Origin of the sequence: Frigoribacterium sp. Leaf415, from assembly GCF_001424645.1 — a bacterium.
In the GTDB taxonomy this organism is placed as follows: Bacteria; Actinomycetota; Actinomycetes; order Actinomycetales; family Microbacteriaceae; genus Frigoribacterium.
The window spans coordinates 2,724,631-2,747,523 of sequence record NZ_LMQR01000001.1 but is presented as its reverse complement, the minus strand read 5'-3'; the positions used below and the strand labels follow the sequence as shown (position 1 = coordinate 2,747,523).

The window sequence follows — 22,893 nt, the reverse complement described above, 5'->3', positions numbered from 1 at the left end:
ACGCCTTCGCGGACGGCTTGCGCGCGCCTCCTACGCGACCGATGACCTCGGTCGCGTCGCCGCCGGGTGCGTCAGGGGTTGCTGGCATCGGCCAACCTCTCGACGATCGCCCGGGCGTCCGCGAGGGAGCCGGCGTTGATGGTGTCCTCGACGGTGGTCTGCGTGTAGTTCGGCAGGTCGTCGACCTGGACGTCGGTGGTCTCGTAGACGCTCGAGAGGCCGATCGGCCCGAGGCTCTGCTGGACGCCCTTGTAGATGACGACCGTGCCCCGCTCTTCGCCCACGTAGTAGTGGTCCTGCGTCCACTGGTAGGTCAGCACGAGCCCGGCGACGAGCGCGGCGATCGCCACGACGAGGGCGGTCAGCCAGGTGACGCGGCGACGGCGACGGCGACGCTTGTCTTCGGCGATGAGCTCGGCGAGGTACTCGTCGCTCTCGGGCTCGAAGTGGCTGTCCTCCGGCGTCGTGGCGACCTTGAGCGGGTGCAGCAGGATCGTCGGCAGGCGCAGCTGCTTGCGGCCGGCGTCGCTGTCGAAGCTGAGGGGCGCGGCGGCCGACCCGACCGTGACGGGCTCGTCGAGGGCCGAGTCGCCCGACTCGTCGACGTCGACGATGACCACGGTCACGTTGTCGGGGGCGCCGTGGTCGAGCGTCTCTTTCACCAGGCGCCGGGCGGTCTGCTCGGCGTCGAGGCCCATGGCCAGCGCCTTCTTGATGCGCTCCTCGGCGAGGTAGCTGCTGAGGCCGTCCGAGCAGATCAGCCAGCGGTCGCCGGGCTGCGTGCCGAGGGTGGCCGTGTCGATCTCGGGGGCCGCGTCGACGTCGCCGAGCACGCGCATCAGCACGCTGCGTCGCGGGTGGACCGCCGCCTCTTCGGGCGTGATGCGACCGCTGTCGACCAGGCGCTGCACGAAGGTGTGGTCGGCCGTGATCTGGCTGAGCTCGCCCTCGCGGAACAGGTAGATGCGCGAGTCGCCGATGTGGGCGATCGCCATGCTGTCACCGACGCGCAGCATGGCGCTGACGGTGGTGCCCATGCCGGTGAGCTCTTGGTGCTCGAAGACGGTCTCGGCCAGCAGCTGGTTCGCCGCGATCAGCGACGACTGCAATGCGAACTCGGCGTCACCCGGCGAGGTGTAGACGCGGTCGGTCTCGCGGATCCGTCGGATCGCGATGGCCGAGGCCACGTCGCCGCCCGCGTGCCCGCCCATGCCGTCGGCCACGACGAACAGCTGCGTGCCGGCGTAGCCGCTGTCTTGGTTGTTGGACCGGATCTTGCCCACGTTGGACAGAGCGGCACTCTTGGCGTGCGTCGTCATGAGGGCCTACCGCCGGAGCTCGAAGCTCGTCTGCCCGATCGTCACGGTCGCGCCCGTGGGCACGGGGGTGGGGACCGACACGCGATCACCGGCGAGGAACGTGCCGTTGGTGGAGTCGAGGTCTTGGACGACCCAGCGGCCGTTCCAGAGCATGAGGCGCGCGTGGTGGGTCGAGGTGTAGTCGTCGCGGATCACGAGGTTGCTCTCTTGCGATCGCCCGATCGTGAGCGGACCGTCGCCGAGCGGCATCTCGAGGCCCGCCTTGGCGCCCTTGGTGATGACGAGGCGCGTGGCGCGGCCGTCACCCTGCGGGGTCGGCACCGGCGCGGCGGGCGCGGCGCGCGGAGCGGGTGCAGGAGGCGCGGTGGCGGTCGAGCTCGCCTTGCCGGGTGTGGCGTCGGCGGGCATCTTGCGCGCCCGCTGCCCGAACAGGTCGCTTCTCAGCGCGAACACGATCACGAAGACGAACAGCCACAGGACGGCCAGGAAGCCGAAGTGGAGCACCAGGAGGGTCAGGGCTGAGGTCATCGTCGGCCACCCGTCGAGTCGGGCCCGTCGAAGGGGTCGGGCGTCGATGACTGGGGGAGCACGCGGAACACGATACGCGTACGACCGATCTGGATCACCGAATCGGGCTGCAGCGGGGCCTTCGTCAGCGGGTTGCCGTTGAGTTTCGAGCCGTTCGTCGAACCGAGGTCGCGGACCTGGGCCCGCGAACCGTCCCACAGGATCTCGACGTGCTGGCGGGACGTCCCCGTGTCTTGCACGGTGATGTCGGCGTCGCTGCCGCGGCCGATGATGGTGCGGGCGCCGCTGAGCTCGCGGCGCTTGCCGTCGATCTCGACGAACGGCTTCCACTGCACCTCGCCGCGCAGGTTGCGCGAGTCGACGGTCATGATGCCGACGCTCAGCGAGTCGTCCTCACGTAGGCGGATGCCGAGCGGGCCGGCGAACTGGTACCCCTGGGCGGTGGCGTGGCGCTGCGTCAGCTGGGTGAGCTCGTCGATCAGGGCCGGACCGATGGCCGACATCTTGTCGTAGTCGATCGGAGCCAGGCGGACCTGCAACTCGTTGGGCACGAGGATCCGGTCGCGCGAGACCACGGCAGCCTTGGTGTCGAGCTCGCGGCGCAGCGCGTTCGTGATCTCGAGTGGTTGCACGCCCGAACGGAACGTCTTGGCGAAGGCACCGTTGACGGCACGCTCCAACCCGCGTTCGAAATTGTCGAGCAGTCCCATGGGTCTCCAGGTTCGGGGTCTCTGGTCGCCCGATCTTAGCCCGAACGAGTGAAAGGTACTCACCGCTGCTCTTCCGGGCCTCCGACGCGTGCTAAAGTCTACGAGTTCGCGCGAGTGGCGGAATTGGCAGACGCGCTGGCTTCAGGTGCCAGTGCTCGAAAGGGCGTGGGGGTTCAAGTCCCCCCTCGCGCACGAACGTGAAGGCTCACCTCCGGGTGGGCCTTTTCACTTTCTCGGGCCCGCTCCCGGCCCGTTTCGGGGTCTGCTCACCGGCCCGTAGGTGCTTGGCTGGTGCGATGAGCCAGCAGAGCGGGGTCGTGTTCGAATTCGACGAGGTGCTCTTCGACGAGTTCCCGAAGGCTCCGTGGGTGCCCCGCAACCAGCGCATCGTCGTCGACTCCGACCGCCGCGTGGTGGGTCGCCGCGACGGCGTCGTGGTCAGCGTCACCGACCTGCCCCCGGTGTACGCGCACGCCGACATCGGGCCGAGGATCAGCAGCATGCAGTCCTTCGTCACCGTCGGCGACCACGTCTCGTGGATCGTCCGGACCGTCGAGGGCACGCGGTTCACCTCGTCCGCCGACGACCTCGACGAGGAGGCGCGGCTCGAGATCGCGAGGGACGCCACCCTTCACGGGTTCCTCGACGACCTCGAGTGCATGGTCATCGCCGACCTGTCGGACATGCGATTCGGACAGGACCGCGAACTGACGCGCTGCCGTCTCGAGGTGACTCGCGCCTCCGGGGGGCCGGTCACCTGGGCGCTCGTCGTCGAAGGCACGGGGCACCGGATCGAGTCGGACACGGTCGAGGCCGCGGAGTTCGTCGGCCGGCAGCTCAACGACATCGCGATCGACGGCGACCCGCTCGCCCTCGAGGCCGTGCTGCCGCTCTGAGGCGTCTCGGCCCGATCAGCCCGTGAGGCCGGTCACGGAGAGCCTCCGGTCGATCGCGAGGCGATGACGGCGGCGAGCCAGCCAGGGATCGCCTCGGCGGGCCGTGGGTACGACTCGAGATCGTCGAGGTAGGCCTGGTCGTCGATCCAGGTGTGAGGAGCGCGGTGGTCGAAGTCGAACGAGGTGCCGAGCTTGCCGGCGGCGGTGACCCGGAAGCGGGCGCTGAACCACGATCCGACGTCGGCTCGGTACATGAGCCGTCGGAGGTCGGAGGCGGCGGCGCCCGCCTCGTCCGTGTCGGGAGTGGACGACTCGTGGCCGGCCTCGTCGAAGAAACCCACGGATGCCACCCGGACGCCTCCGACCTCGGAGAAGTCGAACTCCGCCCGGACGGAGCCTCGAGGCATCATGCGGTGGACGGCGAGACCCACCCGACGGAGGGCATCACGTTCGGTCGGCACGCCGCCGCCGTCGTGTTCGCTCATCGCTCGGCCCCGCCGCCACCGTCGGCTCGGCCGACCAGGTCGTGGCGGGTCGGGGCACCGGCGAGGACGGCGGCGAGCCAGTCGGGGGTGTTCTCGGGGGTGCGGGGGAACTCGTCGAAGTCGGCTCGGTAGGCCTCGGCGGCGAAGTGGCCCAGTTCGGGTTCGTTGTCGTAGTCGAATCGCGTGCGGAGTTTCCCTTCCGCCGTGACCGTGAACCAGGCGGTGAACCATGTTCCGGCCCCCGGCCTGTACATGGCCTCTCTGAGTTCACGAGCACGGAGGGTGGAGTCCCTCGTGCCCATGATGGAGTCGTCCGTCCCGTCCGGGCGGTAGAGGCGCTTCTTTCCGGAGGAGACACCACCGACGATGCTGATCTCGGCCTCGATGCGATCGAAGCCCGCTGCGATCTCGCCATGAAGAGCCAGACCGACCCCTCTCGGCGCAGAGCGCCCTTGCTCGAGTCCGGGTGGGTTCTCATGTCGTGTCATGACTCGGGTTCTCCCTTCGGCTCATGTGTGCCACCCCTGCCGACGAGGTCGTGGCGGGTCGGGGCACCGGCGAGGATGGCGGCCAGCCAGTCGGGGGTGTTCTTCGGCGTGCGGGGGAACTCGTCGAAGTCGGCGCGGTACGCCTCGGCGGCGAAAGACCCGGGCTCGGACTCGTGGTCGTAGTCGTACCTCGCACTGAGCTTCCCCCCGGCGGTGACGGTGAACACGCCCGTGAACCACGTCCCGGCTTCGGGTTTGCTCATGACCCTCCGGAGATCGCGGGCCGCCCGGAAGACGCCACGACCGGACGAGAGAGAGGTCGAGCTGCCGTTTGCGGCATGCAGCTCGATCGTGCCGGCTGTCACTCCGCCGACCACGCTGATCCGGGCGATCACTCGATCGTGGTCGCGCGGGATGACGGCATGGAGCGCTTTGCCGAGGATGCGGAGTGCGTCCCTCTCGGCAGGCATGCCGTGGGGCTCCGAGTCGTGAGCGGACGGCACGGGCCCGAGTACTCCTGAGTCCGCCAGTTCTCTCGAGGTCGTGAGGCATGCCTCGAGGTGGGCATCGGGCGATGCGCCGCCTCCGACGAGGATCAGGGTCCCGCCCGTTGTCGACTGCGCGGTCGCGACCGACAGCCCCACCTCACGTGCACATGGATGCGAGCATGCGGCGTCTGTGCCGCTGGCGTGAGTCACGGCAGTGGGCCCGCGACGGAGGAGATCAGGAGGACGTGCTCGCGCATGTCGACGACCTCGAGGGACGCAGCAGATCGTCGGCCTCCGAGGGCGAGCAGCGGGCTGAAACCGAAGCATTCGTGGGAGCGGGGCACCCCGAGACGCTCCCGCGCCTCCGGGAAAGGGCTCCAGTCGAAGTAGTCGGGGTCGGCCAGGAACGACTCGTAGCCGAGGATGACGAGGAGCGTCGAGAGCCTGTTGGCGATGATCCGGCTCGTGCCCCGTCGGAATTCGAGGAGGTGCGCTCGGCCGTCGAGCCAGACGACCAGGTCTCCGAGGGCGGACGACATCAGGGGCGTGGCCGCCGCGAATCGAGGTGCGACCTCGGCGAGGACGTCCTGCCACGCGGTGGGGTCGACGATGCGCAGGTACCCGTCAGCCGTCGCGCCCAGCCCGTGGTCACGCCACAGGGCCACGACGTCGTCGGGAAGACGCTCGACAGCGGCGTCGAGGCTGGCGGAGGACAGTGGAGGCCCTGGCATCAACGGCTGCGTCACGTGACTCCAGCCCTGTTGCGCGAGTCCATGTCTCGACTCTCAGACGGGACCCTCGTCACGGCCGACGAGGTCGTGCCGGGTGGGCGCACCCGCGAGGATCGCGGCGAGCCACTCGGGCGTGTTCTCGGCAGTCCGGGGAAAATCCTCGAAGTCGGCACGATATTCCTCGGCACCGAAGTGACCTAGTTCGGGTTCGTTGTCGTAGTCGTACTGTGCGCTGAGTTTCCCGGCGGCCGTCACGGTGAAGACGGCGGTGAACCACGTGCCTGCCCCTGGCTTGTACATCAGGCGCCTCAGTCGACGAGCCGCTTCGAACGTGCGTCGCGCGGGAGCAGCCGACTCCTGGGAGCCGTCGGCTGCGAAGAGCAACGTCTCGCCGGCCATCACACCCCGAGCCATGCTTGTCTGCATGCGGATGCGGTCGGAACCCGAAGGAATCAGTGCAAGGAGCTGCGAACCCAGTTCTCTCAGTGCATCACGTTCTGCTTCGAGACCCGACTTCACCTTGTCGTCACCGGACATTGTCGTAGAACTCCTGTCGTAGCGGTTGACCGTGAGCCTGGATCTTGACTTGGACACCGGTCGGGACTGTGTTCGTGCCCTCGTACTCCGGAAGCACTTTGAGGTCGGCGGCGCCTCCGTCGGACGCGGTCAGGGCTTGCCGGAGTTCGCGTTCGAGGTTACCGAAGGAGTGGCCCCGGCCGCGATTGACCTCTCGGAGCATCGGCACGATGTTGATCTTCTCGCCGCCGCCGCCGAACATGTTGGCCAGGAGGTGGCCTCCCTCGTACCCGACACCGCCCTCCTTGCCGATGCGCTTCTGCACCGACTCGGACCGGTCGGCATCGCCGAGCTGGAGGTCGTCGAACTCGGCGAGCACCGTGCGGCTGGCATGGTCGGTGACGTAGACGTGCTTTCCACCGACGACGTAGGTCGTGTCCGCGGCAGGCTCCATGAGGTCGTAGTTCAGGTTGCCCTTGCCGCCGTACTCGGTCTCGACGTGGACGATGCGACCTGTCGCGTCGGTCGAGAACACACCCCGGCCAGGCACCGTGTACGCCGTGTCCGGGGCGAGGACCTGACCGTGGGCGAACGGCTTCTCCTTCGTCGGCAGGTCGGAGCCCGAGACCGTCACGTGGTGCTCGACGGCCGGTGTGGCGTGCGGCGTCGGTTCGGTCGGGGTGGGCGTCCGGTCAGGGCCCGACAGGTCGAGCTCCCCGATGTCCGTGTCATGGCCGCCACCGGCTGACCGGTCAGGGGTTGCACCCGCGCCGTCGACGGGACCGTCGGCCCGACCGGGCTCGTCCGTCCCAGGGCCGTCCGCGCGACCTGCGTCGCTCGTCCCAGGGCCGTCGGCCCGACCTGCATCGCTCGATCCGGCACCGTCGGCCCGACCGGCATCGGACGCCCCGCCGCCGTCGCCACGTTCGAGCAGCGTCGTGCCGCCCGATCCGGGGTCGGCGGCGCGGGCGGCACCGGCGGCCGGGTCGGAGCCGGTGCCACCACCCGCGTGGGCGGACGCGTCGGCGTGCGTGGCGGACGCGGCCCGCGCCTCCTCGGCTGTTCGACCGAGGTCGCCGTAGTCGGCGAAGTCCTCGAGCTTCGACAGCGAGCCGAAGTCGACGGTCTCGCCCGCCTTCAGGGCGCCGGTGAGACCGGAGAACTCGACGTCGGTCATGCGCTCGAGGGCGGCCATCGTGTCGGTCAGACCGTCGAGGTCGTCGAGTTTCGACAGGCCGCCGGCGTGCTCGCCGAACTCCGCGACGAGGTCCTCGACCCGTGACAGGCCCTTCGGCAGGTGCGACGCGTCCTCCGCCACCTCGGCCAGCCGGCCGGTGAGGGTCGCCGCCCGGGCCGCGCCCGACCCGACCTTGAGGCCCGCTCCGACCTGGCCCGCACCCGGGATGAAGAACGAGGCGACGTTCGCCACCGCGAAGGTGCCGGCGGCGACCGGGTCCTCTTCCCACTGCTCGGGCGTGCCGACGATTCCGCCGACCATGCCGTCCATCGTCTGCTTGTAGTTGTCGCGGAGGCCGCGCAGCGATTCCGGTACGGCCGAGTCGGGCAGGTTCGCCAGGGCGGGCGCCACCGGGAAGGCCACCGTGATGGCGAGGGCGCCGAGACCGGTCAGCATGCCGGTCCACGCCTCGCCGGCGAACGACCAGTCGTGCTTCCAGCCGTTCGCGGCGTCGAAGCCGACGAGCGACACGGTGCCCTCGACGAAGCTGGTGCCGAACTCGACGAGTCCGTCGCCGACCGACTCCTGGCACGACCGCTCGCCCTTGCCCTGGGCACCCCACGGGTTGTCCTCGGCGAGGTCGAGCTGCTCACCCGTCACGGCGGTCTGCGGAGCCACGCAGAGGTCGTCACGCAGGGCGTTGACGCCGTTCTCGAACTCGACCCGGGCCGCGTCGATCTTCGCGATCTCGGCGTTGTACTGCGACTGCAGCTCGTTGTTGCGCTCGACCGACGGTGTGTGCTCGTTCCACGGGATGGTCGTCTCGCCCTGGCCCTCGGGCACGATCGGCACCCCGCCGCCGCTCATCTGGCTGGCCTGGAAGAGCGGGTTGTCGGGGTCGTAGAAGTCGAGGGTCACGCCGCCGGCCACCGACGCGCGGAAGGCGTTCGCCTCGGTCACGAGCTCTTTGATGCGCGCGACCGGTGCCGTGACCGACTCGGCGAGCGTCTCGAGGAGGTCGGCCACCGTGGAGAGCTTGCCGGCGACGGCCTCGGCGTCGGTGCGCACCGGGTCCATCGAGGCGAACAACTGCGGCCCCTCGGGTGCGGTGTACGACGCGGACAGCCCCGACCAGTCGGTCATCACGGCCTCGGCGTTCGTCGTGACCGCGGTCGACGTGGTCTTGTAGCCCTCCGCCGCCGACGCGATCGACTCGGGCACGATGTCGAGACCGTAGAACTCGGACGGTGCGATCAGCGACCCCTTCGTGGCCATCAGCGACCCCCCTCGAAGAAGCTGAGGTCGCCCGACTCGGCGGCCTGCACGGCGGCGGCCTGCGTCTGCGCGGCCATCTCCTCGTCGCCGTTCACGTAGGCCAGCGTCGCGTCACCCGCCCCGGTCGCGCAGGCGAGGATGCGCGCGTTGATGCCCTGCACGCGGTTCGTCTCGGACGAGATCAGGTCGACGACGGCCACGGCCGACGACACGAGGATGTCGCTGCCCACGCCGGCGTTCAGCTCGGTCTGGGCTGTCTCGACGCCGGTGAAGGTCGCCGCGAACGTCTCGGCCGAGCCCTGCACCTTGGTCAGGACGCTCACCACGCCGTCGGTCTGGATGCTCCACGAGCTCATCGGTCGTCTCCTGTCGTCACGAGGGTGCCCTGCACGTCGTCGGCCAGGCGCCGGGCCAGCGCCTGGGTGAGAGGCCCGTCGAAGGGGCCGTAGGCCTCCGTCCACCAGCGGTCGGTGGCGGGGTGGTCGTTCGGTCGGCCCGCGGGGTGGTCCTGGGACGCCGGGTCGGTCACCGGCAGGCCGAGGCCGCGCCGCGCCTCCCGGGGGTCCTCGAGCTGTGTGCTGCGCAGCACGGCCAGGACCAGGCCCTCGCCGGACGCGATCTGGATGCCGCCGCCCTGCCAGAGGCGCCCGGCACCGAGGCCGCCGTCGACGGCCGCGGCCGCGGTGACGACCTCGACGGCCGTCACGGGCTCGGCCGAGAGGATCACGAACTCACGGGGCACGGCGCACCGCCGGAGGGACGAGGGCGTCCGCGACGACCCCCGGGCCGATCGCGTCGAGGGCCGCCGCGAAGCGCTGCCACCGGGTCGCGTCGGCGCCGAACGGCACCACGAGCGAGGGGGTGCGGGCGTTGCCGGTCGTGGTCCCGCCGTGTTCGACGGCGAACGAGGCCGCGTCGAGGCCCAGGCGGCGCACGGCCCGCGCGCCGACCACCGCGGCGAGGGGCTGCGGCGTGGTGGGGCGGTAGGGCGTGATGGTCGCGTCGGCGGCGCCGCGCAGGCTCCACGCCGTCGCCAGCAGCACCTGCTGCCGCTCGGACAGGCTGCGCAGAGCCGAGGAGGCGCGGGTCGCGTCGTCGACGCCGGTCGCCTCGGGCAGCGCGAACAGCAGCCGCGTCTCTTCGGTCAGGCCGGTCTCGCTGCGCGCGATGCGGATCGTGCCGGTCCAGACCGTGCCGTCGGGTGCGGAGCCCGCGACGTGCACCCGGGAGTCCCGCGGCATGCGCGCCCGGGCCAGGGCCGTGATGCGACCTCGGTCCCAGACGGTGGCGGGGGGTTCGGAGGTGCCCCACACGGTGGGCGCGACGCCCGCGACCGCGGTGACCAGCGCCTCCGTCGTCGAGCCGGTCAGGGCCTCGGCCCTGGCCGTGTGGTGCACGGCCACGGAGAACTGCAGCCAGGGGCGCGTGGTCTCGACGGCCGGCTGCGGCAGCAGCGCGAGCTGGTCGGCGGGCGCCGTGACGCCGGCCGCCCGGTCGACCGGGTCGGTGAGGGGATCGAGCAGGGCCTCGTCGTACGACCCCACCCGGGCACCGCCGATCGCGTGGCGGAGGTGGCCGTCGGCGTCGCGCACCAGCCAGGCCCCGGCGACGAGGCGCAGGGCCTGGTACAACGCCCAGCTCAGCCGGGCGTCGTCGTGGGTGACGACGACGACGCGGACACCGGCGCGGGTCGCGTCGGTGAGCAGGGCCTGCCGCCCCGAGGTCAGGCCGACGACGGGGGCGGTGCTGACCGTCGCGATCCACCCCGGCCCGCTCGCGTCGGCGAGCGGGTGGGGCAGGGTCGTCGCCCGTGAGTCGCTCACGGGCGTGGCCTAGATGCCGTCGACGGCGGCCTTGGCCCGCTGCATGGCGGTCTGGGCCGACTCGTCGTTCGACGCGAGCGACTGGCGGAGGGTGTTGATGATCGTGCGCACCTCGGTGGCGACGCGGTTCCAGCGCTGCTCCTTGCCCGCGTACTCCTCGCTGGAGCCGTCGGCCTGGTAGTCCGCCATGGCGGTCTTGACGTCGGAGTCGCGCTGCGTGATGAGCGCCTCGAGGCGGCTCGCGACGGCGTTGAAGTTGTCCTGGGCATTGCCCGAGGCTCCGAGGTCGAAGTCGCGGCGGTCGGTTGCGTTGGCCATGGTCGTTCCCCCTTATGCGCGCGATCCGCCGAAGCGGGCGCTCTCGAATCCGGCACCGGACTGGGCCGAGGTGGTCTCGTCGGCGATCTGCTGCTCACCCTCGACGAAGGCACGGTTCTGGCCCGTGATGCCGGTCAGCACCGACGACAGGGCGGCGTTGAGCTCGACGGAGATGCCGTCGACCTCGCCCTTGAACCGGTCGAAGGCGGCGCGGCCGGCTCCGTTGAAGCGGCCTTCGAGCGGCGCGGCCGCGTCGGCGAGCTGGCGGACGAGCGCACCGAGGTCGTCGCCGGCCCCGCTCGTCTTCTGGCTCAGTTGCGTGAGGGTCTCGCTCCCCATGGCGAACTTCATCATGTCGTTCTCCCCTTGCTTCGATCTGATGGCGACCCGTCACGGGTCGACTCATGAGGAAATCACGATTCCGTTTCGATCGCCACCCGTTCGCGGGGTACATGTCGGGGGACCGGGGCGGGGGACAGGGGGGTGTCGACCCCGGAACGGGTGTCTCACCGGGGGACACGGGGTCGGCTAGCCTGGGGCCGATCGTGCGCTCCGGGGACGCGGACGGTCGCTCTTCGTCGGCCACGACGACCTGGTCCGGAACCCCGCAGGCGAGAGGCGGAAGCGTGGGCGCACTGGTGGGCGCGCGAAGCTGCGGGCGCTGTGGTCAGCCGCTCGGCTCGGGCGCGACGTGGTGCTTCTGGTGCGGCGTACGGATCGTCTCGGCGGCCACCGGCAGCGCCATCGGCACCTACTCGGGTCTGCTCGCGGGCGTGCAGACGGCGACCCCGTCGAGGCGTCGCAGCGCGGTCGCCATCGACTGGGGAGTGCCCCTCCTCCTGCTCGGTGTCCTCGTCGTCGGCGTGGCCACGGGCGCCTCGTCCGCCACGGCCGGCGCGGCGCTCGTCCCCGTCCCCGTCGAGGTCGCGGTCGTCGTCGTCGCCCTGGCCTTCGTGGCGCTCGACGTCGTGCTCTACGTGCGCGGCGGTCGCTCGGTGGGCCGACTGCTCCTCTCGTTGCGCACCGTGGACGACCTGACCGGTCGCCCGCCGGCCGTGCTGAGGGTCGACCGGCGCGGGCGCTTCAGCATCCGTCGTCAGGCGGTGACGGTCGACCTGCGGCGCGGCCGCGATCCCATGACGTCGTCGCCGCCGCTCGTGCAGAGGCCTGCCCTGCCCGCCGCGGCCTCCGCTCCGCTGCCGCCCCACCCGACCGACCCGCTCGACGCCGCGGGACGGCCCGACGAGAACACCTTCGGGCGCACCGGCCAGGGCCGCCCCGCGACCGCCGCGCCGTCGATCGTCCTCGAGCTCGACAGCGGCGAACGCCTCGACCTCGAGTCGACCCTGCTGATCGGCCGCGCCCCGGTCAACCGCGAGGGCGAGGAGCACCCGGTCTTCGCCTGGGCGGACCTCGCCCGCAGCCTCACCAAGACCCACGCCCTCTTCGCGTGGGAGGGCGCCGTGCTGTGGGTCACCGACCTCGGGTCGACCAACGGCTCGTCCCTCGTGGCGCCGGACGGCACGCGCCAACCGCTCGTGGCGGGCCTGCGCGGGCCGGCCGCACCGGGATACGTCGTCGAGCTCGGCGAACGGACCCTCACCGTGCAGCCGTCGGGGGTGGTGGACGCATGAGCGGGGACCGCGACGTCGTCCTGCTCGAGACCGTCAAGACGCACCGCGCCCGCCTGGTCTCCGCCCTCCTGTTCGGCGAACTCGACGAGCGTCGACTCGTCAACGACAACGTGCGTCGCCTGATCGTGAGCCTGGTCATCGCGGCGGTCGCCTGCGCGGGCTGCGCGGGCACCTCTTTCGTGCTCTCGGTGCTGGCCGACCAGCGCGCGACCCAGTCGCAGACCACCGGAGGGTCAGGAGGCGCGGTGCCGGTCACCGGCTCGCCGTCGCCTTCTCCCGCGTCGACCGACGTCCCCGACCCCACCCCCACGACGGAGCCCCGATGACCGACTACACCCGGCTGACCATCGTCGGCACGGCGCGCAAGGCCGAGATGGTCGTGCCCGCCGACGAGCCGATCGGTGGTCTGATCCCCCGGCTGATGGAGCTGCTCGACGAGCGCCCGGGTGCCGTCTCTCGCCCGCTGACGCTCGTCCGCTCGACGGGGGAGCAGCTCGACACCTCGCTGTCGGTCGCCGAACAGCGCATCGTCGACGGCGAGCTGCTCCGGCTGCTGCGCGAGGACGCCGCGCCCCCGCCGCCCGAGGTCGCGGACGTCACCGACGTGTTGGCCGAGTCGCTCGCCAGCCGACCGGGTCTGTGGACGCGACGGTCGCGCACGGCCACGGCGGCCGTCGCGATCGGCCTGCTCTCGCTGGCCCTCTCGACGGTGCTGGCCCGGGCGTCCGACGTCGATCCCGTCGGCACGCTCACGATCGTCTACGGACTCGCCGTCGTGGTCGCCGTCGTGTCCGGTCGCTTCGGCGGCCGCTGGCTCGCCGTCGCCGCGACCTCGGTCGCCCTCGGCTGCGCGGCCCCCCTGGCGGTCGTGCTCGGAGCCGTCCCGGCCCTCGAGCTGCCGCCGGTCGACGTGGCGCTCGCCGTGATCGTGCTCGCCTGGGTCGCGCTGGCGCTCGGCGCGGGCGCCGGTCTCGGCTCCCGGTCCGCGTGGTGGGGCGGCGTCCTCGGCGTCGTGCTCGGTGCCGTGCCGATCGTGCTGCGGTCGCTCGGCGTCGCCGACGCGGGTGCCGTGGGCGTCGGCGCCGTGCTGGCCGTCGTCGTCTGCGGTCTGCTGCCGTGGTTCGCCATGAGCGCCTCGGGCCTGACCGGTCTCGACGACCAGGTGGTCGACGGGCGCCGGGGCCGCCGCGACGAGGTGCTGCTGACGGTCGGCGACGCCTACCGCACCCTGACCTGGTCGACCTTCGCCGTGGCGGGGCCCGTGGCCGTCACGGCCGTCTCGTCCGTCGGGTCGGCCGACCTGTGGCAGGTCGGCCTCGGGGTCGCCGTCGTGCTCGTCGTCGCGGCCCGCACCCGGGCCCTGCCGATCGCCGCCCAGGGCTGGGTGCTCTGGGCCGCCGCCCTGATCGGCCTGCTCGGCGGTCTGCTCGTGCAACCGCTCGCTCCCGGGTGGCTCGTGGTCGTCCTGTTCGCGGCCGGCGTCGTGGTCGCGGTCGTGGCCGGCGGCGTCGACCCGGTCGCGCACCAGCGCGCCTCGCTGCGCCGCGTGGGCAACTTCGTCGAGGCGCTGGGCGTCGTGGCCTTGCTGCCCGTCCTGCTCGGGGTGTTCGGCGTCTACGCCGACCTGCTCGGGGCCTTCTCGTGAGCGCCTTCGACGCGTTCGTCCGGTCGGCGCCGCTCGCCCTGCTCGGCAGCGTGAGCGCCCGGGTGCACGAGGTGACGACGGTCGACGAGATCGTCCGGCGACCGCTGCCGGTGTCGCGCCGCATCGGCTTCGTGCAGGCGCGGGGCGGAGCCGGGGCGAGCTCGACCGCCGGCTACGTCGCTGCCCTGCTCGCCCGGCGCCGTCCCGGGCTCGTCCTCGGCGTGGACGCGTCGCGCGGCCCCCGCGGGATGCTCTGGCAGGCCGGTGCGCCGGTCGGTTCGAGTGCGGCGCCGAGCTCACGGAGGCGGACGGCCCGTCGGTCGGTCGACGCCGTCGACGGCCTGCCCCGCACGCCCTCGGGCCTGTACGCCCTCTCGCTCGACCCCCGGGGCGAGTCCCGGGCCGTGGCCGCCGCGGCCGGCTGGTTCGACGAGGTCACGCCGATCAGTCGGTTCTTCGACCTCGTCGTGACCGACTGGGGAGTGCGCGACTGGCGCGCCGACCTCACCGACGTGGTGTCGGCGAGCCGGACGGTCTGCATCGTCGCCCGCGCCGACCGCCACGCCGCCGAGGAGGCCGCGGCACTCGTGCCGGCGATCAAGGACCACCCCGACCGGCCCGAGGTGGTCATCGCCCTGGTCGACGTCGGCGACGCCGGTCGCGCGGCCCCCGTCACGGTCGGCGACGACCCCACCGTGCCCGTCGTGCGCGTGCCCTACGACGCGGCCCGTTCCGGTGGCCGGCCGGTGTCGAGCGCGGCACTCGGCACCCGCACCCGGATCGCCTACGCCCGCCTCGCCGCGGCACTGCTGCCCCTCGACGCCCCGTCGGTCCCGAGGGGCACCCCGCCCGTCGACGGCCCCGGCCCGGCCCCCTCCGCGGCCGACCCCGGCACCTCGGAGCGCCGCCCCTCGGAGCGCCGTCAGGCCCGCGGGCGGGACGCCCGTCCGGCGATCGCCGACGACCAGGAGGCCCGACGATGACCGTCAAGCTCGTCCACCGGCCCACGCGCATCACGCGACCCGTCCAGCCCGCCGAGCACGAGGACATCACGCCACCGCCCCAGCTGGCCGACGGCAAGGTCGGCGGTGTGCCCGTGCAGGCCCTGCTGCCCGTCGTGGGCGCCCTCTCGAGCGTCGTCATGATCGTCGTCTACCGCGGCAGCTCGAACCCGCTCTTCCTGCTGGTCGGCGCGGTGCTGCTGATCGTCGCCCTCGTCGGCGGCCTCGCGGTCACCCTCAGCCAGCGGGGCAACGCGGCGCGGCAGCGACGCCTGCAGCGCGAGCGCTACCTCGACTTCCTCGAGCGGCTGCGGTCGCGCATGCGCACCAAGGCCCGGGCCGTCCGGGCGACGGCGGCCGTGCTCGACCCCGAACCCGCGGCCCTGCTCGAGCTGGTGCGCGACCCCGCGCGACTCTGGGAACGCCGTCGCCAGCACGACGACTTCCTCTCGGTGCGGATCGGCGAGGGCGACCTGACCTGGTTCCCGATGTCGGTCCCCGAGGACCCGAACCCCGTGCAGCCCTTCGACCCGATCATGGCCAGCGAGGCCGAGTCCGTGGTCGAGCACCTCTCGACCGTCCGGGGCATGCCCATCACGGTCGACCTCGACCGGGCCGGGTCGGTCGCGGTGCTGGGCGACCGCGAGTCCGCCCTCCGGGTCGCGCGCTCGATGATCCTCCAGCTCGCCGCCCTGCACTCGCCCGACGACGTGCACCTGGCCGCGGCGTTCCCCGAGAGCGCGGCCGACGACTGGCGCGGCTTCGACCTCGTCCCGCACGCCGTGGACGACTCGCTGTACGACGGACCGGTGCCGGCGCGACGGGTCGCGACCAGCGCCTCCTCGTTGCTCTCGGTCATCGGCGGCGAGCTGGGCGACCGGGCGCAGGAGGCCGCCACGACGAAGCGCTCGATCGGCACGACGGCGCGCACCGAGGGATCGCGCCTCGTCGTCTTCGTCGACGACTGGGGGCACGTCGCCTCGAGCATCCCGGTGCCCGACGCCGACCTCTCGCTGACCGACCTCGGCGTGACGACCGTCCACCTGCTGAGCGACCGCCTGCACGAGCCGTCCGACGTCACGCTGCGCATCACCGTCGAGGGCGACGAGGCGGTCGTCACCGACGCCCGCGTCGAGGAGGACGGCCAGGTCCGCGTGCAGACGGCGACGATCGACGCCACGACCCCGCAGCTGTTCGAGGCCGTCGCCCGCACGCTCACCCCCCTGCGACTCAGCCTCAGCCGGCAGGACGAGGTCGACTCGGCCCAGGCCGTCGAGATCACCGACCTGCTCGGCATCGACGACGTGACCACGCTGACGCCGGCGACGGCCTGGACGCCGCGCTCGCCGCGGGACTTCCTGCGCGTGCCGATCGGCATCGACGACTTCGGGGCGCCGGTCCTGCTGGACCTCAAGGAGTCCGCGCAGCTCGGCATGGGCCCGCACGGCATCTGCATCGGCGCGACCGGCTCGGGCAAGAGCGAGCTGCTGCGCACGCTCGTCCTCGGCCTGGCCCTGTCGCACTCGCCCGACGACCTCAGCATGGTCCTCGTCGACTACAAAGGAGGCGCGGCGTTCGCTCCGTTCGCGGGGTTGCCGCACGTCGCCGGGTTGATCGACAACCTGGCCGACGACGCGCAGCTCACCGAACGCGCACGGGTCAGCATCCAGGGCGAGGTCGTCCGGCGTCAGGAGCAGCTGCGCGACGCCGGCGGGGCGTCGTCGATCAGCCACTACCGCGAGCTGCGCGTCGGCCGCCCCGAGCTGCCGCCGATGCCGCACCTCTTCGTCGTGATCGACGAGTTCGGCGAGCTGCTCACGGCCGAGCCCGAGTTCGTCGACCTGCTGCTCACCATCGGGCGCATCGGACGGTCGATCGGCGTGCACCTGCTGCTGTCGAGCCAACGCATCGAGGCGGGCAAGCTGCGCGGCCTCGACACCTACCTCTCGTACCGGATCGGCCTGCGGACCTTCTCCGAGGCCGAGAGCTCGATCGTGCTCGACCGACCGGACGCGTTCCACCTCCCCGCGGTCCCCGGGTTCGGCTTCCTCAAGGTCGACACCTCGGTGTACCGGAGGTTCCGCGCGGGCTACGTGTCGGGCCCCCTGCCGACCGAGGCCGCCCGCTCGCTCGCCGGCGACGACGCGCGGCCGACCGCCCTGCTGCTGCCGACCTTCAACGGCATCGCGGGGGGCGACGACGAGGGCGGCGAGGAAGAGCTCTCGCGCCCCGACGTCGGTCGCGCCGTCATCGACGAGGCCGTCGACCGCCTGATGGGCGGCGGCACCGACGTCGACCCCGTCTGGCTGCCGCCCCTGCCCGACCGGCTCGCGCTCTCGCGGGTGGTCGGAGCGGACCAGGCCGGCGGCCTGCGGGTGCCGATGGGACTGCTCGACGACCCGGCGCGCCAGCGGCAGGACCCGTGGCTGCTCGACCTGGCTCGGGCCGGCGGACACGTGGCCGTGATCGGGGCGCCACAGACCGGTCGCAGCACGTTCCTGCGTACTCTCGTCGCCTCGCTGGCCCTGACGCACACGCCCCAGGAGGTCGGCATCTACGGCATGGACCTCACGGGTGGGGGACTGGGCCGGATCGAGGGGTTCCCGCACGTCGGCGGCGTGGCGACACGTGCGAGCAAGGACCGCCTCCTGCGCCTGCTCGAAGAACTGGCGGCCATGCTGACGACCCGGGAGCGCGTGTTCCGCGACCACGGCATCGACTCGCTCGCCATGCTGCGTCGACTGCACGCGGCGGGCGAGGTGCCCGAGCTGATCTCGGCCGACGTGGTGCTCGTCGTCGACGGCACCGGTCAGCTGCGGGGTGACTTCGCCGAGCTCGAGACGGCGTTCGGCGACCTGCTGCTGCGCGGCGGCAGCTACGGCCTGCACGTCGTACTCGGGATGACGCGGTGGAACGAACTGCGGATGGCGCAGCAACCGCTGGTCGGCACCCGGGTCGAACTGCACCTGAACGACCCGGCGGACTCGGTGATCGGTCGCAAGCTGGCCCAGACCATCCGGGCCGACCAGGCCGGTCGGGCCCTGACCGACGACAACCTGTTCGCCCAGGTGGCGTTGCCGGTGCTGGACGACACGGACGACGACGAGGTCGGCGACGCACTCGAGGCCCTCGCCCGCCGGTCGGCGGCGAGCTGGAACGGCCCCGCGGCGGCACCGATCCGCCTGCTGCCCACCGAGCTCTCGCCGGACGAGCTGCCCGACGCGCTGGACGAGCCCGAGGCCATCCCGTTCGGCCTGCGGCAGGACACCATGCAGCCGGTCGCCCTCGACCCGGGCGCCGACCAGCACCTGCTCGTCTTCGGCGACTCGAAGGCCGGGAAGTCGACCCTGCTGCGCGGACTCGTCCGCGGCTTCGTCGACCGGGCGACCCCGGACGAGCTCGTCGTGGCCCTCATGGACCTCCGCGGCGACCTGGTCTCCGAGGTGCCGGACGACTATCTCGGTGGTCATGCCTCGACGAGCACGGACGCCCGTGCCCTCGCCGTCGCTGTCGCCGACGAGCTCGCCAAGCGCCAGGCCGGCGACCGCGACGCCGGGCCCCGCATCGTCGTGGTGATCGACGACTACGACATCGTCGCCTCGGGTGGCACCGAGCCGCTCAAGCCGCTGCTGCCGTTCCTGCCGTCGGCACGCGACCTCCGGCTGCACGTGTTGATCAGCCGGCCGGTCGCCGGTTCGGCACGGGCGCTCTACGACCCGGCGCTGCAGACGCTGCGCGACACGGGCGGGTCGTCGTTCATCATGTCGGGCGAGCGCAGCGAGGGACCGATCGTGCCGCAGGTCTACGCCGAGCAGATGACCGCCGGTCGTGGCCGGCTGGTCCGTCGGGGCCAGGCGCCGCGCATCGTCCAGGTGGCACGGTTCGAGGCCGAGGCGCGAGCCGAAACCGAGCGATCCGACGCCGCCGGAGCGGGCTCGTGACGGGCCGGACGGTCGTCGTGGCGGGAGTCGCCGGCGGCGTCGGGACGACGACGGTCACGGCCCTGCTCTTCACCCAGCTCTCGGGGGAGTCGGTGCCCCGGCTGGTCGACCACTCGGGCGGGGACCTCGGGTCCCGGCTGACCGGGGGCGACGACGCGCCACGGGTCGACCACGAGCTGACCCTGCACGACCTCGGTGCCCACGCCGACGGCGCCCTCCTCGACCTGCTCGACGACACGAGCGTGTTCGGGGTCGTCGTTGCCCCGACGACCCCGGTCGGGTTCGCCGACGCCCAACGGGTCCTCGCTCGGATCCGCGAGCGACACGGGGTCGGCGGCCTGCGCCGGGTGATGCTCGTGGTCGTCGGCGTCTTCGGTGAGCACCGGACCACGCGCTCGAGCGAGGCACTGCAGAACGAGTTCGGCCGACGCTCGCTCGTCGTCGTCCCGCGCGACCCCGCACTGGCGGCGGGCGGTCGCGTGCCGCTCAACCGACTGACCCGGGAGTCCCGACGGGCCCAGGGCGAACTCGTGTCCTACCTGCGCGAACGCCTGGCGAGTCACCGCGACGCGCGCTGAGGCAGCGGGCCGCGCCTCCGGCTGGGACGCGAACCGCGCCTCCGGCTGGGACGCGGGCCGCGCCTCCTCGTCCGAGGGGCGTCAGCGCAGGGGGTCGATGAGGTGCGGGCCGTTGTTGCGGACGTTGTTCGCGTCGCGGCTCACCTCGTGCTGCACGAGGTCGTGGGCGACCTCGAACGAGTCCCGGTCGAGCAGCGCCAGCAGCTCGTCGGCGTCGAGGCCGTCGCCCAGCCAGTCGTCGTACGAGTCGGGCGTCAGGCAGGCCGGCATCCGGTCGTGGACCTCGCCCGGCGCCACGTGGGCGTCACGCGTGATGATCGTCGTCGAGAGCACCCAGCGGTCGGGGTCGTCCTCGGCCCTGGCGGGGTCGGGCCACGCGGTGACGAGACCGGCCATGGCGAGCCCGGCGTCGGGCTGGTGCACGTAGTGCGGCTGCTTGCCCGTCTCGGTCACGACCCACTCGTAGTACCCCTGCGCGGGCACGATGCACCGGCTCGTGGCGAACGCCCGACGGAACATGCCGCTCGTCGCCACGGTCTCGATGCGCGCGTTGATCGGCTGCGGCCGCTTCTTCAGGTCGGGGTACCACGACGGCACGAAGCCCCACCGGGCACCGGGCAGCTGCCGCTCGCCGTGCCGCTCGCGGACGACCGGCACGACCGTCGTCGGCGCGACGTTGAAGTCGTCGGGCAGGGGCCCCAGGCCGTCGAGCAGGCTCGGCAGCAGATCGGACGTGGCCCGGGCAACGACGTAGCGACCGCACATGCCGACAGTCTGCTCTTCCGCGGAGGGGCGTGACGGTGGTTCACTGTCGCCGTGGCGCCGCACGGGTCGGCGACGCGGTGAGAGGGTGGTGACCATGTCCGACGAACAGAACCCCGCCCGCGGCTTCGTCGTCGTGGGCGTCGTGCCGAACTCGGGCGAGTCCGTGGTGGCGACCGCGGCCGACCTGGCGGCACGCTTCGGCACCGGCCTGCTGTGCGTCTCGGTCGAGCCCGACCGGCTCGCCTTCGCCGAGGGCATCGACGGCACCGTCCTGTCGTACCCCCTCGACCCCGACGACTACAGCGAGACGCTGTCCTTCGACGCCGACCTGGAGGCGCGGCTGCGGCCGATCGCCTCGGCTCGCGGCGTCGAGCTGCGCACCTCGGTCGTCGCCGGCGACCCCGCCCAGTGCCTGTCGCGCCTGGCCGAGCAGCTCGACGCCCCCCTGATCGTCGTCGGCAGTCGCGAGGCCGGCCTGCGAGGCAGCGTCCGCGAGTTCTTCGCCGGTTCGGTCGCCCTGCACCTCAGTCACCGTCAGCACCGCCCGGTCGTCGTCGTGCCGCTCGCCCCCGTCCCCCGCAGCCAGACGCTGCCGTGGGAGGACGAACTGTGACGCGAGGCCGCCGGTGACGGGGGCTGCGCGCCCTCGCGCCCCGCACCTCCGTCCGTCCCTGATCGCCCTCGTGGCGCTGGGCGGCGCCCTCGGGACGGCTGCGCGGGTCGGGGTCACGCTCGTGGTGCCGTCGTGGGGTGCGTTCGACACGGCGATCTTCGCGATCAACGTGGTCGGGGCGTTCGTGCTCGGCGTCCTGCTCGAGCGGCTGCTGCGCTCCGGGCCCGACGAGGGCGGGCACCGCCGGACCCGACTCTTCGTGGGGACGGGCGTCCTCGGCGGGTTCACGACCTACAGCTCGCTCGCGACCGAGACCGCGCAGCTCGCCGGGGCAGGTGGAGGCGACCTCGCCGTCGCCGCGCTCTACGGGCTGCTGAGCCTGGTGGTCGGGGTGCTCGCCGCGGCGGCGGGCATCCGGGTCGGCGCACGTCTCGCCGGGCGCGCCTCGTGAGCCCGCTGCTCGTCGTCGCCGTCGCGGCGGCCGGTGGGATCGGTGCCGCCGCGCGCTTCGTCGTCGACGGCCTCGTCAAGGATCGCCTGGGCGCCGCCTACCCGTGGGGCACGACCGTCATCAACGTGTCGGGCTCGTTCGCGCTGGGGCTGCTGACCGGCCTCGCCCTGCAGGCGGTCGTCGCGCCCGAGTGGAAGGCCGTCCTCGGCACCGGCCTGCTCGGCGGGTACACGACGTTCAGCACCGCGAGCGTCGAGACGGTGCGACTGCTGGCCGCCGGGCGACGCGGGGCCGCGATCGCGAACGGCCTGGGCATGCTCGTCGCGTGCGTCGGCGTCGCGTCCCTCGGCCTGTGGCTCGGCTCGCTGGCCTGAGGGGCTCGTCGGCCTGACGGGCCCGCCGGCCTGACGGGCTGGCACGCCGAGTGGGCAGAAATTGTCCTTCGGTGGCTGGGGAAGGACCATTCCTGCCCACTCGACCCGCGCCTCCGGGGGAAAGCGACGACGAATGCCGGGTCAGGCGTGCGTCTCGCGCTCGTGCCCCGCGTGGTCGGCCGGCTCGAGCTGGAACGTCGCGTGCTCGACCGAGAAGTGGGCGGCGAGGCACCGGTCGAGGGCGTCCAGGGTCTCGTCGACCTTCATGTCGCAGAACACCTCGCGTTCGACGACGACGTGCGCCGAGAAGACGGTCGCCCCGCTGGTGATCTGCCAGGCGTGCACGTCGTGCGCCGAGACGACGCCGGGGGTGTCGCCGATGTGCGTGCGGACCGATTCGAGGTCGATGTCGCCCGGTGCCGACCCGAACAGCACCCGGATCGCCTCGCGCAGCAGCGACCAGGCCCGCGGCACGATCATCGCCGCGATGATCAGCGACCCGACCGAGTCGGCCTGCGTGAAGCCCGTGGTCAGCACGACGACGGCGGCCACGACGACGGCCGCCGAGCCGAGCAGGTCGCCGAGCACCTCGAGGTAGGCCCCGCGCATGTTGATGGAGTGCGTCGCCCCGCCCCGCAGGACGAGCAGGGCCGCGACGTTCGTGGCCCCGCCGACCAGGCCGACGACCAGCATCGGCAGGCCGAGCACCTCGTGCTCGCCGACCGCCACGAGGCGGGACACGGCGGCGACGGCGACCGAGAGCGACACGGCGAGCAGCACGAGGCCGTTGACGAACGCGGCGAACACCTCGGCCCGTCGGTAGCCGTAGGTCTGTCGGCCGCTCGCCGGGCGGGCGGCGACGATCGTGGCCACGAGCGCGACGATCAGCCCGGCCAGGTCGGAGAGCATGTGCCCCGAGTCGGCGAGCAGCGCGAGCGAGCCCGAGAGCCAGGCGCCCACCAGCTGGGCGACGAGGCCGAGGGCGATGATCGCGATCGCGAGGCGCAGCCGTCGTCCGTCGGCGGCGACGTGTCCGTGTCCGTGGTCGTGGCCCATGGGCGCCTCTCGTCGGGGTGGAGGTCGGGTGTGGAGGTCGGGGGTGGCGGATCGGGGGTGGCGGGTCGGGGTGGTGATCGG

General features: G+C 72.5%; 26 protein-coding genes and 1 tRNA gene. 11 read left to right on the top strand and 16 right to left on the bottom strand.

The window, feature by feature from the left end:
* Positions 1-71: 71 nt before the first annotated feature.
* Genes ASG28_RS12795 through ASG28_RS12785 form a run of 3 tightly spaced genes read right to left on the bottom strand, consistent with a single transcriptional unit; the run spans position 72 to position 2,557 of the window.
* Positions 72-1,319: a PP2C family protein-serine/threonine phosphatase gene (locus tag ASG28_RS12795; protein ID WP_055975755.1), complete on the bottom strand. Its 1,248-nt coding sequence runs from the start codon at positions 1,317-1,319 to the stop codon at positions 72-74.
* 6 nt (positions 1,320-1,325) lie between these two features.
* Positions 1,326-1,847 (bottom strand): FHA domain-containing protein FhaB/FipA, encoded by a 522-nt coding sequence (locus ASG28_RS12790; protein ID WP_055975752.1) that lies wholly within the window; start codon positions 1,845-1,847, stop codon positions 1,326-1,328.
* On the bottom strand, positions 1,844-2,557 hold the full coding sequence (locus ASG28_RS12785; protein ID WP_054145701.1) for an FhaA domain-containing protein: 714 nt from the start codon (positions 2,555-2,557) through the stop codon (positions 1,844-1,846). The genes ASG28_RS12790 and ASG28_RS12785 overlap by 4 nt, the downstream gene beginning before the upstream one ends.
* 108 nt (positions 2,558-2,665) lie before the next feature.
* Between ASG28_RS12785 and ASG28_RS12780 the strand changes: the two genes are divergently transcribed.
* Positions 2,666-2,749, top strand: a tRNA-Leu gene (locus tag ASG28_RS12780).
* A 104-nt stretch (positions 2,750-2,853) separates the two neighbouring features.
* Positions 2,854-3,453: a hypothetical protein gene (locus ASG28_RS12775; protein ID WP_055975750.1), complete on the top strand. Its 600-nt coding sequence runs from the start codon at positions 2,854-2,856 to the stop codon at positions 3,451-3,453.
* A gap of 32 nt (positions 3,454-3,485) precedes the next feature.
* Here the strand turns inward: ASG28_RS12775 and ASG28_RS12770 are convergent, their stop codons facing one another.
* The 11 genes from ASG28_RS12770 to ASG28_RS12720 all read right to left on the bottom strand — a co-directional run bounded on the left by ASG28_RS12770 (position 3,486) and on the right by ASG28_RS12720 (position 11,108).
* Positions 3,486-3,938, bottom strand: a complete 453-nt coding sequence (locus ASG28_RS12770) for a hypothetical protein (protein WP_055975747.1) — start codon at positions 3,936-3,938, stop codon at positions 3,486-3,488.
* Positions 3,935-4,426 (bottom strand): hypothetical protein, encoded by a 492-nt coding sequence (locus ASG28_RS16495; RefSeq protein WP_157485722.1) that lies wholly within the window; start codon positions 4,424-4,426, stop codon positions 3,935-3,937. The genes ASG28_RS12770 and ASG28_RS16495 overlap by 4 nt, the downstream gene beginning before the upstream one ends.
* Positions 4,423-4,896 (bottom strand): hypothetical protein, encoded by a 474-nt coding sequence (locus tag ASG28_RS12760; RefSeq protein ID WP_055975741.1) that lies wholly within the window; start codon positions 4,894-4,896, stop codon positions 4,423-4,425. The genes ASG28_RS16495 and ASG28_RS12760 overlap by 4 nt, the downstream gene beginning before the upstream one ends.
* Before the next feature lie 224 nt (positions 4,897-5,120).
* Positions 5,121-5,645, bottom strand: a complete 525-nt coding sequence (locus ASG28_RS12755; protein ID WP_157485721.1) for a T6SS immunity protein Tdi1 domain-containing protein — start codon at positions 5,643-5,645, stop codon at positions 5,121-5,123.
* Positions 5,646-5,699: 54 nt separating this feature from the next.
* A complete protein-coding gene (locus ASG28_RS12750; RefSeq protein WP_137846903.1) occupies positions 5,700-6,182 on the bottom strand; it encodes a hypothetical protein in 483 nt (160 codons plus the stop codon).
* Positions 6,172-8,613, bottom strand: a complete 2,442-nt coding sequence (locus tag ASG28_RS12745; protein WP_055975735.1) for a DNA/RNA non-specific endonuclease — start codon at positions 8,611-8,613, stop codon at positions 6,172-6,174. Before ASG28_RS12745 ends, ASG28_RS12750 begins: the two co-directional genes overlap by 11 nt.
* A complete protein-coding gene (locus ASG28_RS12740) occupies positions 8,613-8,969 on the bottom strand; it encodes a DUF6507 family protein (protein WP_055975732.1) in 357 nt (118 codons plus the stop codon). Before ASG28_RS12740 ends, ASG28_RS12745 begins: the two co-directional genes overlap by 1 nt.
* Positions 8,966-9,355 carry a hypothetical protein gene (locus ASG28_RS12735; protein WP_055975729.1) on the bottom strand — a complete coding sequence of 130 codons (390 nt, stop codon included), beginning with the start codon at positions 9,353-9,355 and terminating at the stop codon, positions 8,966-8,968. Before ASG28_RS12735 ends, ASG28_RS12740 begins: the two co-directional genes overlap by 4 nt.
* Positions 9,345-10,436: a DUF6177 family protein gene (locus tag ASG28_RS12730; protein WP_055975726.1), complete on the bottom strand. Its 1,092-nt coding sequence runs from the start codon at positions 10,434-10,436 to the stop codon at positions 9,345-9,347. The genes ASG28_RS12735 and ASG28_RS12730 overlap by 11 nt, the downstream gene beginning before the upstream one ends.
* A gap of 9 nt (positions 10,437-10,445) precedes the next feature.
* Complete coding sequence (locus ASG28_RS12725; protein WP_043595262.1) at positions 10,446-10,754, bottom strand: pore-forming ESAT-6 family protein; 309 nt, start codon at positions 10,752-10,754, stop codon at positions 10,446-10,448.
* A gap of 12 nt (positions 10,755-10,766) precedes the next feature.
* Positions 10,767-11,108 (bottom strand): WXG100 family type VII secretion target, encoded by a 342-nt coding sequence (locus ASG28_RS12720; RefSeq protein ID WP_307785006.1) that lies wholly within the window; start codon positions 11,106-11,108, stop codon positions 10,767-10,769.
* A 272-nt stretch (positions 11,109-11,380) separates the two neighbouring features.
* Between ASG28_RS12720 and ASG28_RS12715 the strand changes: the two genes are divergently transcribed.
* Genes ASG28_RS12715 through ASG28_RS12690 form a run of 6 tightly spaced genes read left to right on the top strand, consistent with a single transcriptional unit; the run spans position 11,381 to position 19,553 of the window.
* Positions 11,381-12,388 carry an RDD family protein gene (locus tag ASG28_RS12715; RefSeq protein WP_055975723.1) on the top strand — a complete coding sequence of 336 codons (1,008 nt, stop codon included), beginning with the start codon at positions 11,381-11,383 and terminating at the stop codon, positions 12,386-12,388.
* Complete coding sequence (locus tag ASG28_RS12710) at positions 12,385-12,714, top strand: hypothetical protein (RefSeq protein WP_055975719.1); 330 nt, start codon at positions 12,385-12,387, stop codon at positions 12,712-12,714. Before ASG28_RS12715 ends, ASG28_RS12710 begins: the two co-directional genes overlap by 4 nt.
* Positions 12,711-14,033: an EsaB/YukD family protein gene (locus tag ASG28_RS12705; protein WP_055975716.1), complete on the top strand. Its 1,323-nt coding sequence runs from the start codon at positions 12,711-12,713 to the stop codon at positions 14,031-14,033. Before ASG28_RS12710 ends, ASG28_RS12705 begins: the two co-directional genes overlap by 4 nt.
* A complete protein-coding gene (locus tag ASG28_RS12700; protein WP_055975714.1) occupies positions 14,030-15,016 on the top strand; it encodes a hypothetical protein in 987 nt (328 codons plus the stop codon). The genes ASG28_RS12705 and ASG28_RS12700 overlap by 4 nt, the downstream gene beginning before the upstream one ends.
* Entirely contained in the window at positions 15,013-18,975 is a 3,963-nt protein-coding gene (eccCa, locus tag ASG28_RS12695; RefSeq protein WP_055975712.1) for a type VII secretion protein EccCa, read from the top strand. The genes ASG28_RS12700 and eccCa overlap by 4 nt, the downstream gene beginning before the upstream one ends.
* Positions 18,972-19,553 carry a hypothetical protein gene (locus ASG28_RS12690; protein WP_055975709.1) on the top strand — a complete coding sequence of 194 codons (582 nt, stop codon included), beginning with the start codon at positions 18,972-18,974 and terminating at the stop codon, positions 19,551-19,553. Before eccCa ends, ASG28_RS12690 begins: the two co-directional genes overlap by 4 nt.
* 81 nt (positions 19,554-19,634) lie before the next feature.
* On the opposite strand, the gene ASG28_RS12685 is transcribed toward ASG28_RS12690, so the two are convergent.
* A complete protein-coding gene (locus ASG28_RS12685) occupies positions 19,635-20,318 on the bottom strand; it encodes an SOS response-associated peptidase (RefSeq protein ID WP_055975707.1) in 684 nt (227 codons plus the stop codon).
* Positions 20,319-20,412: 94 nt separating this feature from the next.
* Here ASG28_RS12685 and ASG28_RS12680 point away from each other — a divergent pair, with 94 nt between their 5' ends.
* Genes ASG28_RS12680 through crcB form a run of 3 tightly spaced genes read left to right on the top strand, consistent with a single transcriptional unit; the run spans position 20,413 to position 21,756 of the window.
* Complete coding sequence (locus ASG28_RS12680) at positions 20,413-20,931, top strand: universal stress protein (RefSeq protein WP_055977601.1); 519 nt, start codon at positions 20,413-20,415, stop codon at positions 20,929-20,931.
* 13 nt (positions 20,932-20,944) lie between these two features.
* Entirely contained in the window at positions 20,945-21,382 is a 438-nt protein-coding gene (locus ASG28_RS12675) for a fluoride efflux transporter FluC (protein WP_055975704.1), read from the top strand.
* The gene (gene crcB / locus ASG28_RS12670) at positions 21,379-21,756 is read left to right on the top strand and encodes a fluoride efflux transporter CrcB (RefSeq protein ID WP_055975701.1); all 378 of its coding nucleotides are present in this window, start codon (positions 21,379-21,381) and stop codon (positions 21,754-21,756) included. Before ASG28_RS12675 ends, crcB begins: the two co-directional genes overlap by 4 nt.
* 141 nt (positions 21,757-21,897) lie before the next feature.
* Here crcB and ASG28_RS12665 read toward each other — a convergent pair whose 3' ends face one another.
* Positions 21,898-22,812 carry a cation diffusion facilitator family transporter gene (locus ASG28_RS12665; RefSeq protein ID WP_055975698.1) on the bottom strand — a complete coding sequence of 305 codons (915 nt, stop codon included), beginning with the start codon at positions 22,810-22,812 and terminating at the stop codon, positions 21,898-21,900.
* Between the last annotated feature and the right edge of the window lie 81 nt (positions 22,813-22,893).

Excerpts from the sequence above, each read along its gene's own strand:
- ASG28_RS12725 (WP_043595262.1), bottom strand. The coding sequence starts at position 10,754 with ATGGCCAACGCAACCGACCGCCGCGACTTCGACCTCGGAGCCTCGGGC.
- eccCa (WP_055975712.1), top strand. The coding sequence starts at position 15,013 with ATGACCGTCAAGCTCGTCCACCGGCCCACGCGCATCACGCGACCCGTC.
- ASG28_RS12755 (WP_157485721.1), bottom strand. The coding sequence starts at position 5,645 with ATGCCAGGGCCTCCACTGTCCTCCGCCAGCCTCGACGCCGCTGTCGAG.
- ASG28_RS12770 (WP_055975747.1), bottom strand. The coding sequence starts at position 3,938 with ATGAGCGAACACGACGGCGGCGGCGTGCCGACCGAACGTGATGCCCTC.
- ASG28_RS12665 (WP_055975698.1), bottom strand. The coding sequence starts at position 22,812 with ATGGGCCACGACCACGGACACGGACACGTCGCCGCCGACGGACGACGG.
- ASG28_RS12795 (WP_055975755.1), bottom strand. The coding sequence starts at position 1,319 with ATGACGACGCACGCCAAGAGTGCCGCTCTGTCCAACGTGGGCAAGATC.
- ASG28_RS16495 (WP_157485722.1), bottom strand. The coding sequence starts at position 4,426 with ATGACACGACATGAGAACCCACCCGGACTCGAGCAAGGGCGCTCTGCG.
- ASG28_RS12685 (WP_055975707.1), bottom strand. The coding sequence starts at position 20,318 with ATGTGCGGTCGCTACGTCGTTGCCCGGGCCACGTCCGATCTGCTGCCG.
- ASG28_RS12750 (WP_137846903.1), bottom strand. The coding sequence starts at position 6,182 with ATGTCCGGTGACGACAAGGTGAAGTCGGGTCTCGAAGCAGAACGTGAT.
- ASG28_RS12775 (WP_055975750.1), top strand. The coding sequence starts at position 2,854 with ATGAGCCAGCAGAGCGGGGTCGTGTTCGAATTCGACGAGGTGCTCTTC.
- ASG28_RS12785 (WP_054145701.1), bottom strand. The coding sequence starts at position 2,557 with ATGGGACTGCTCGACAATTTCGAACGCGGGTTGGAGCGTGCCGTCAAC.
- ASG28_RS12740 (WP_055975732.1), bottom strand. The coding sequence starts at position 8,969 with ATGAGCTCGTGGAGCATCCAGACCGACGGCGTGGTGAGCGTCCTGACC.
- ASG28_RS12680 (WP_055977601.1), top strand. The coding sequence starts at position 20,413 with ATGTCCGACGAACAGAACCCCGCCCGCGGCTTCGTCGTCGTGGGCGTC.
- ASG28_RS12760 (WP_055975741.1), bottom strand. The coding sequence starts at position 4,896 with ATGCCTGCCGAGAGGGACGCACTCCGCATCCTCGGCAAAGCGCTCCAT.
- ASG28_RS12705 (WP_055975716.1), top strand. The coding sequence starts at position 12,711 with ATGACCGACTACACCCGGCTGACCATCGTCGGCACGGCGCGCAAGGCC.
- ASG28_RS12720 (WP_307785006.1), bottom strand. The coding sequence starts at position 11,108 with ATGATGAAGTTCGCCATGGGGAGCGAGACCCTCACGCAACTGAGCCAG.
- ASG28_RS12710 (WP_055975719.1), top strand. The coding sequence starts at position 12,385 with ATGAGCGGGGACCGCGACGTCGTCCTGCTCGAGACCGTCAAGACGCAC.
- ASG28_RS12745 (WP_055975735.1), bottom strand. The coding sequence starts at position 8,613 with ATGGCCACGAAGGGGTCGCTGATCGCACCGTCCGAGTTCTACGGTCTC.
- ASG28_RS12790 (WP_055975752.1), bottom strand. The coding sequence starts at position 1,847 with ATGACCTCAGCCCTGACCCTCCTGGTGCTCCACTTCGGCTTCCTGGCC.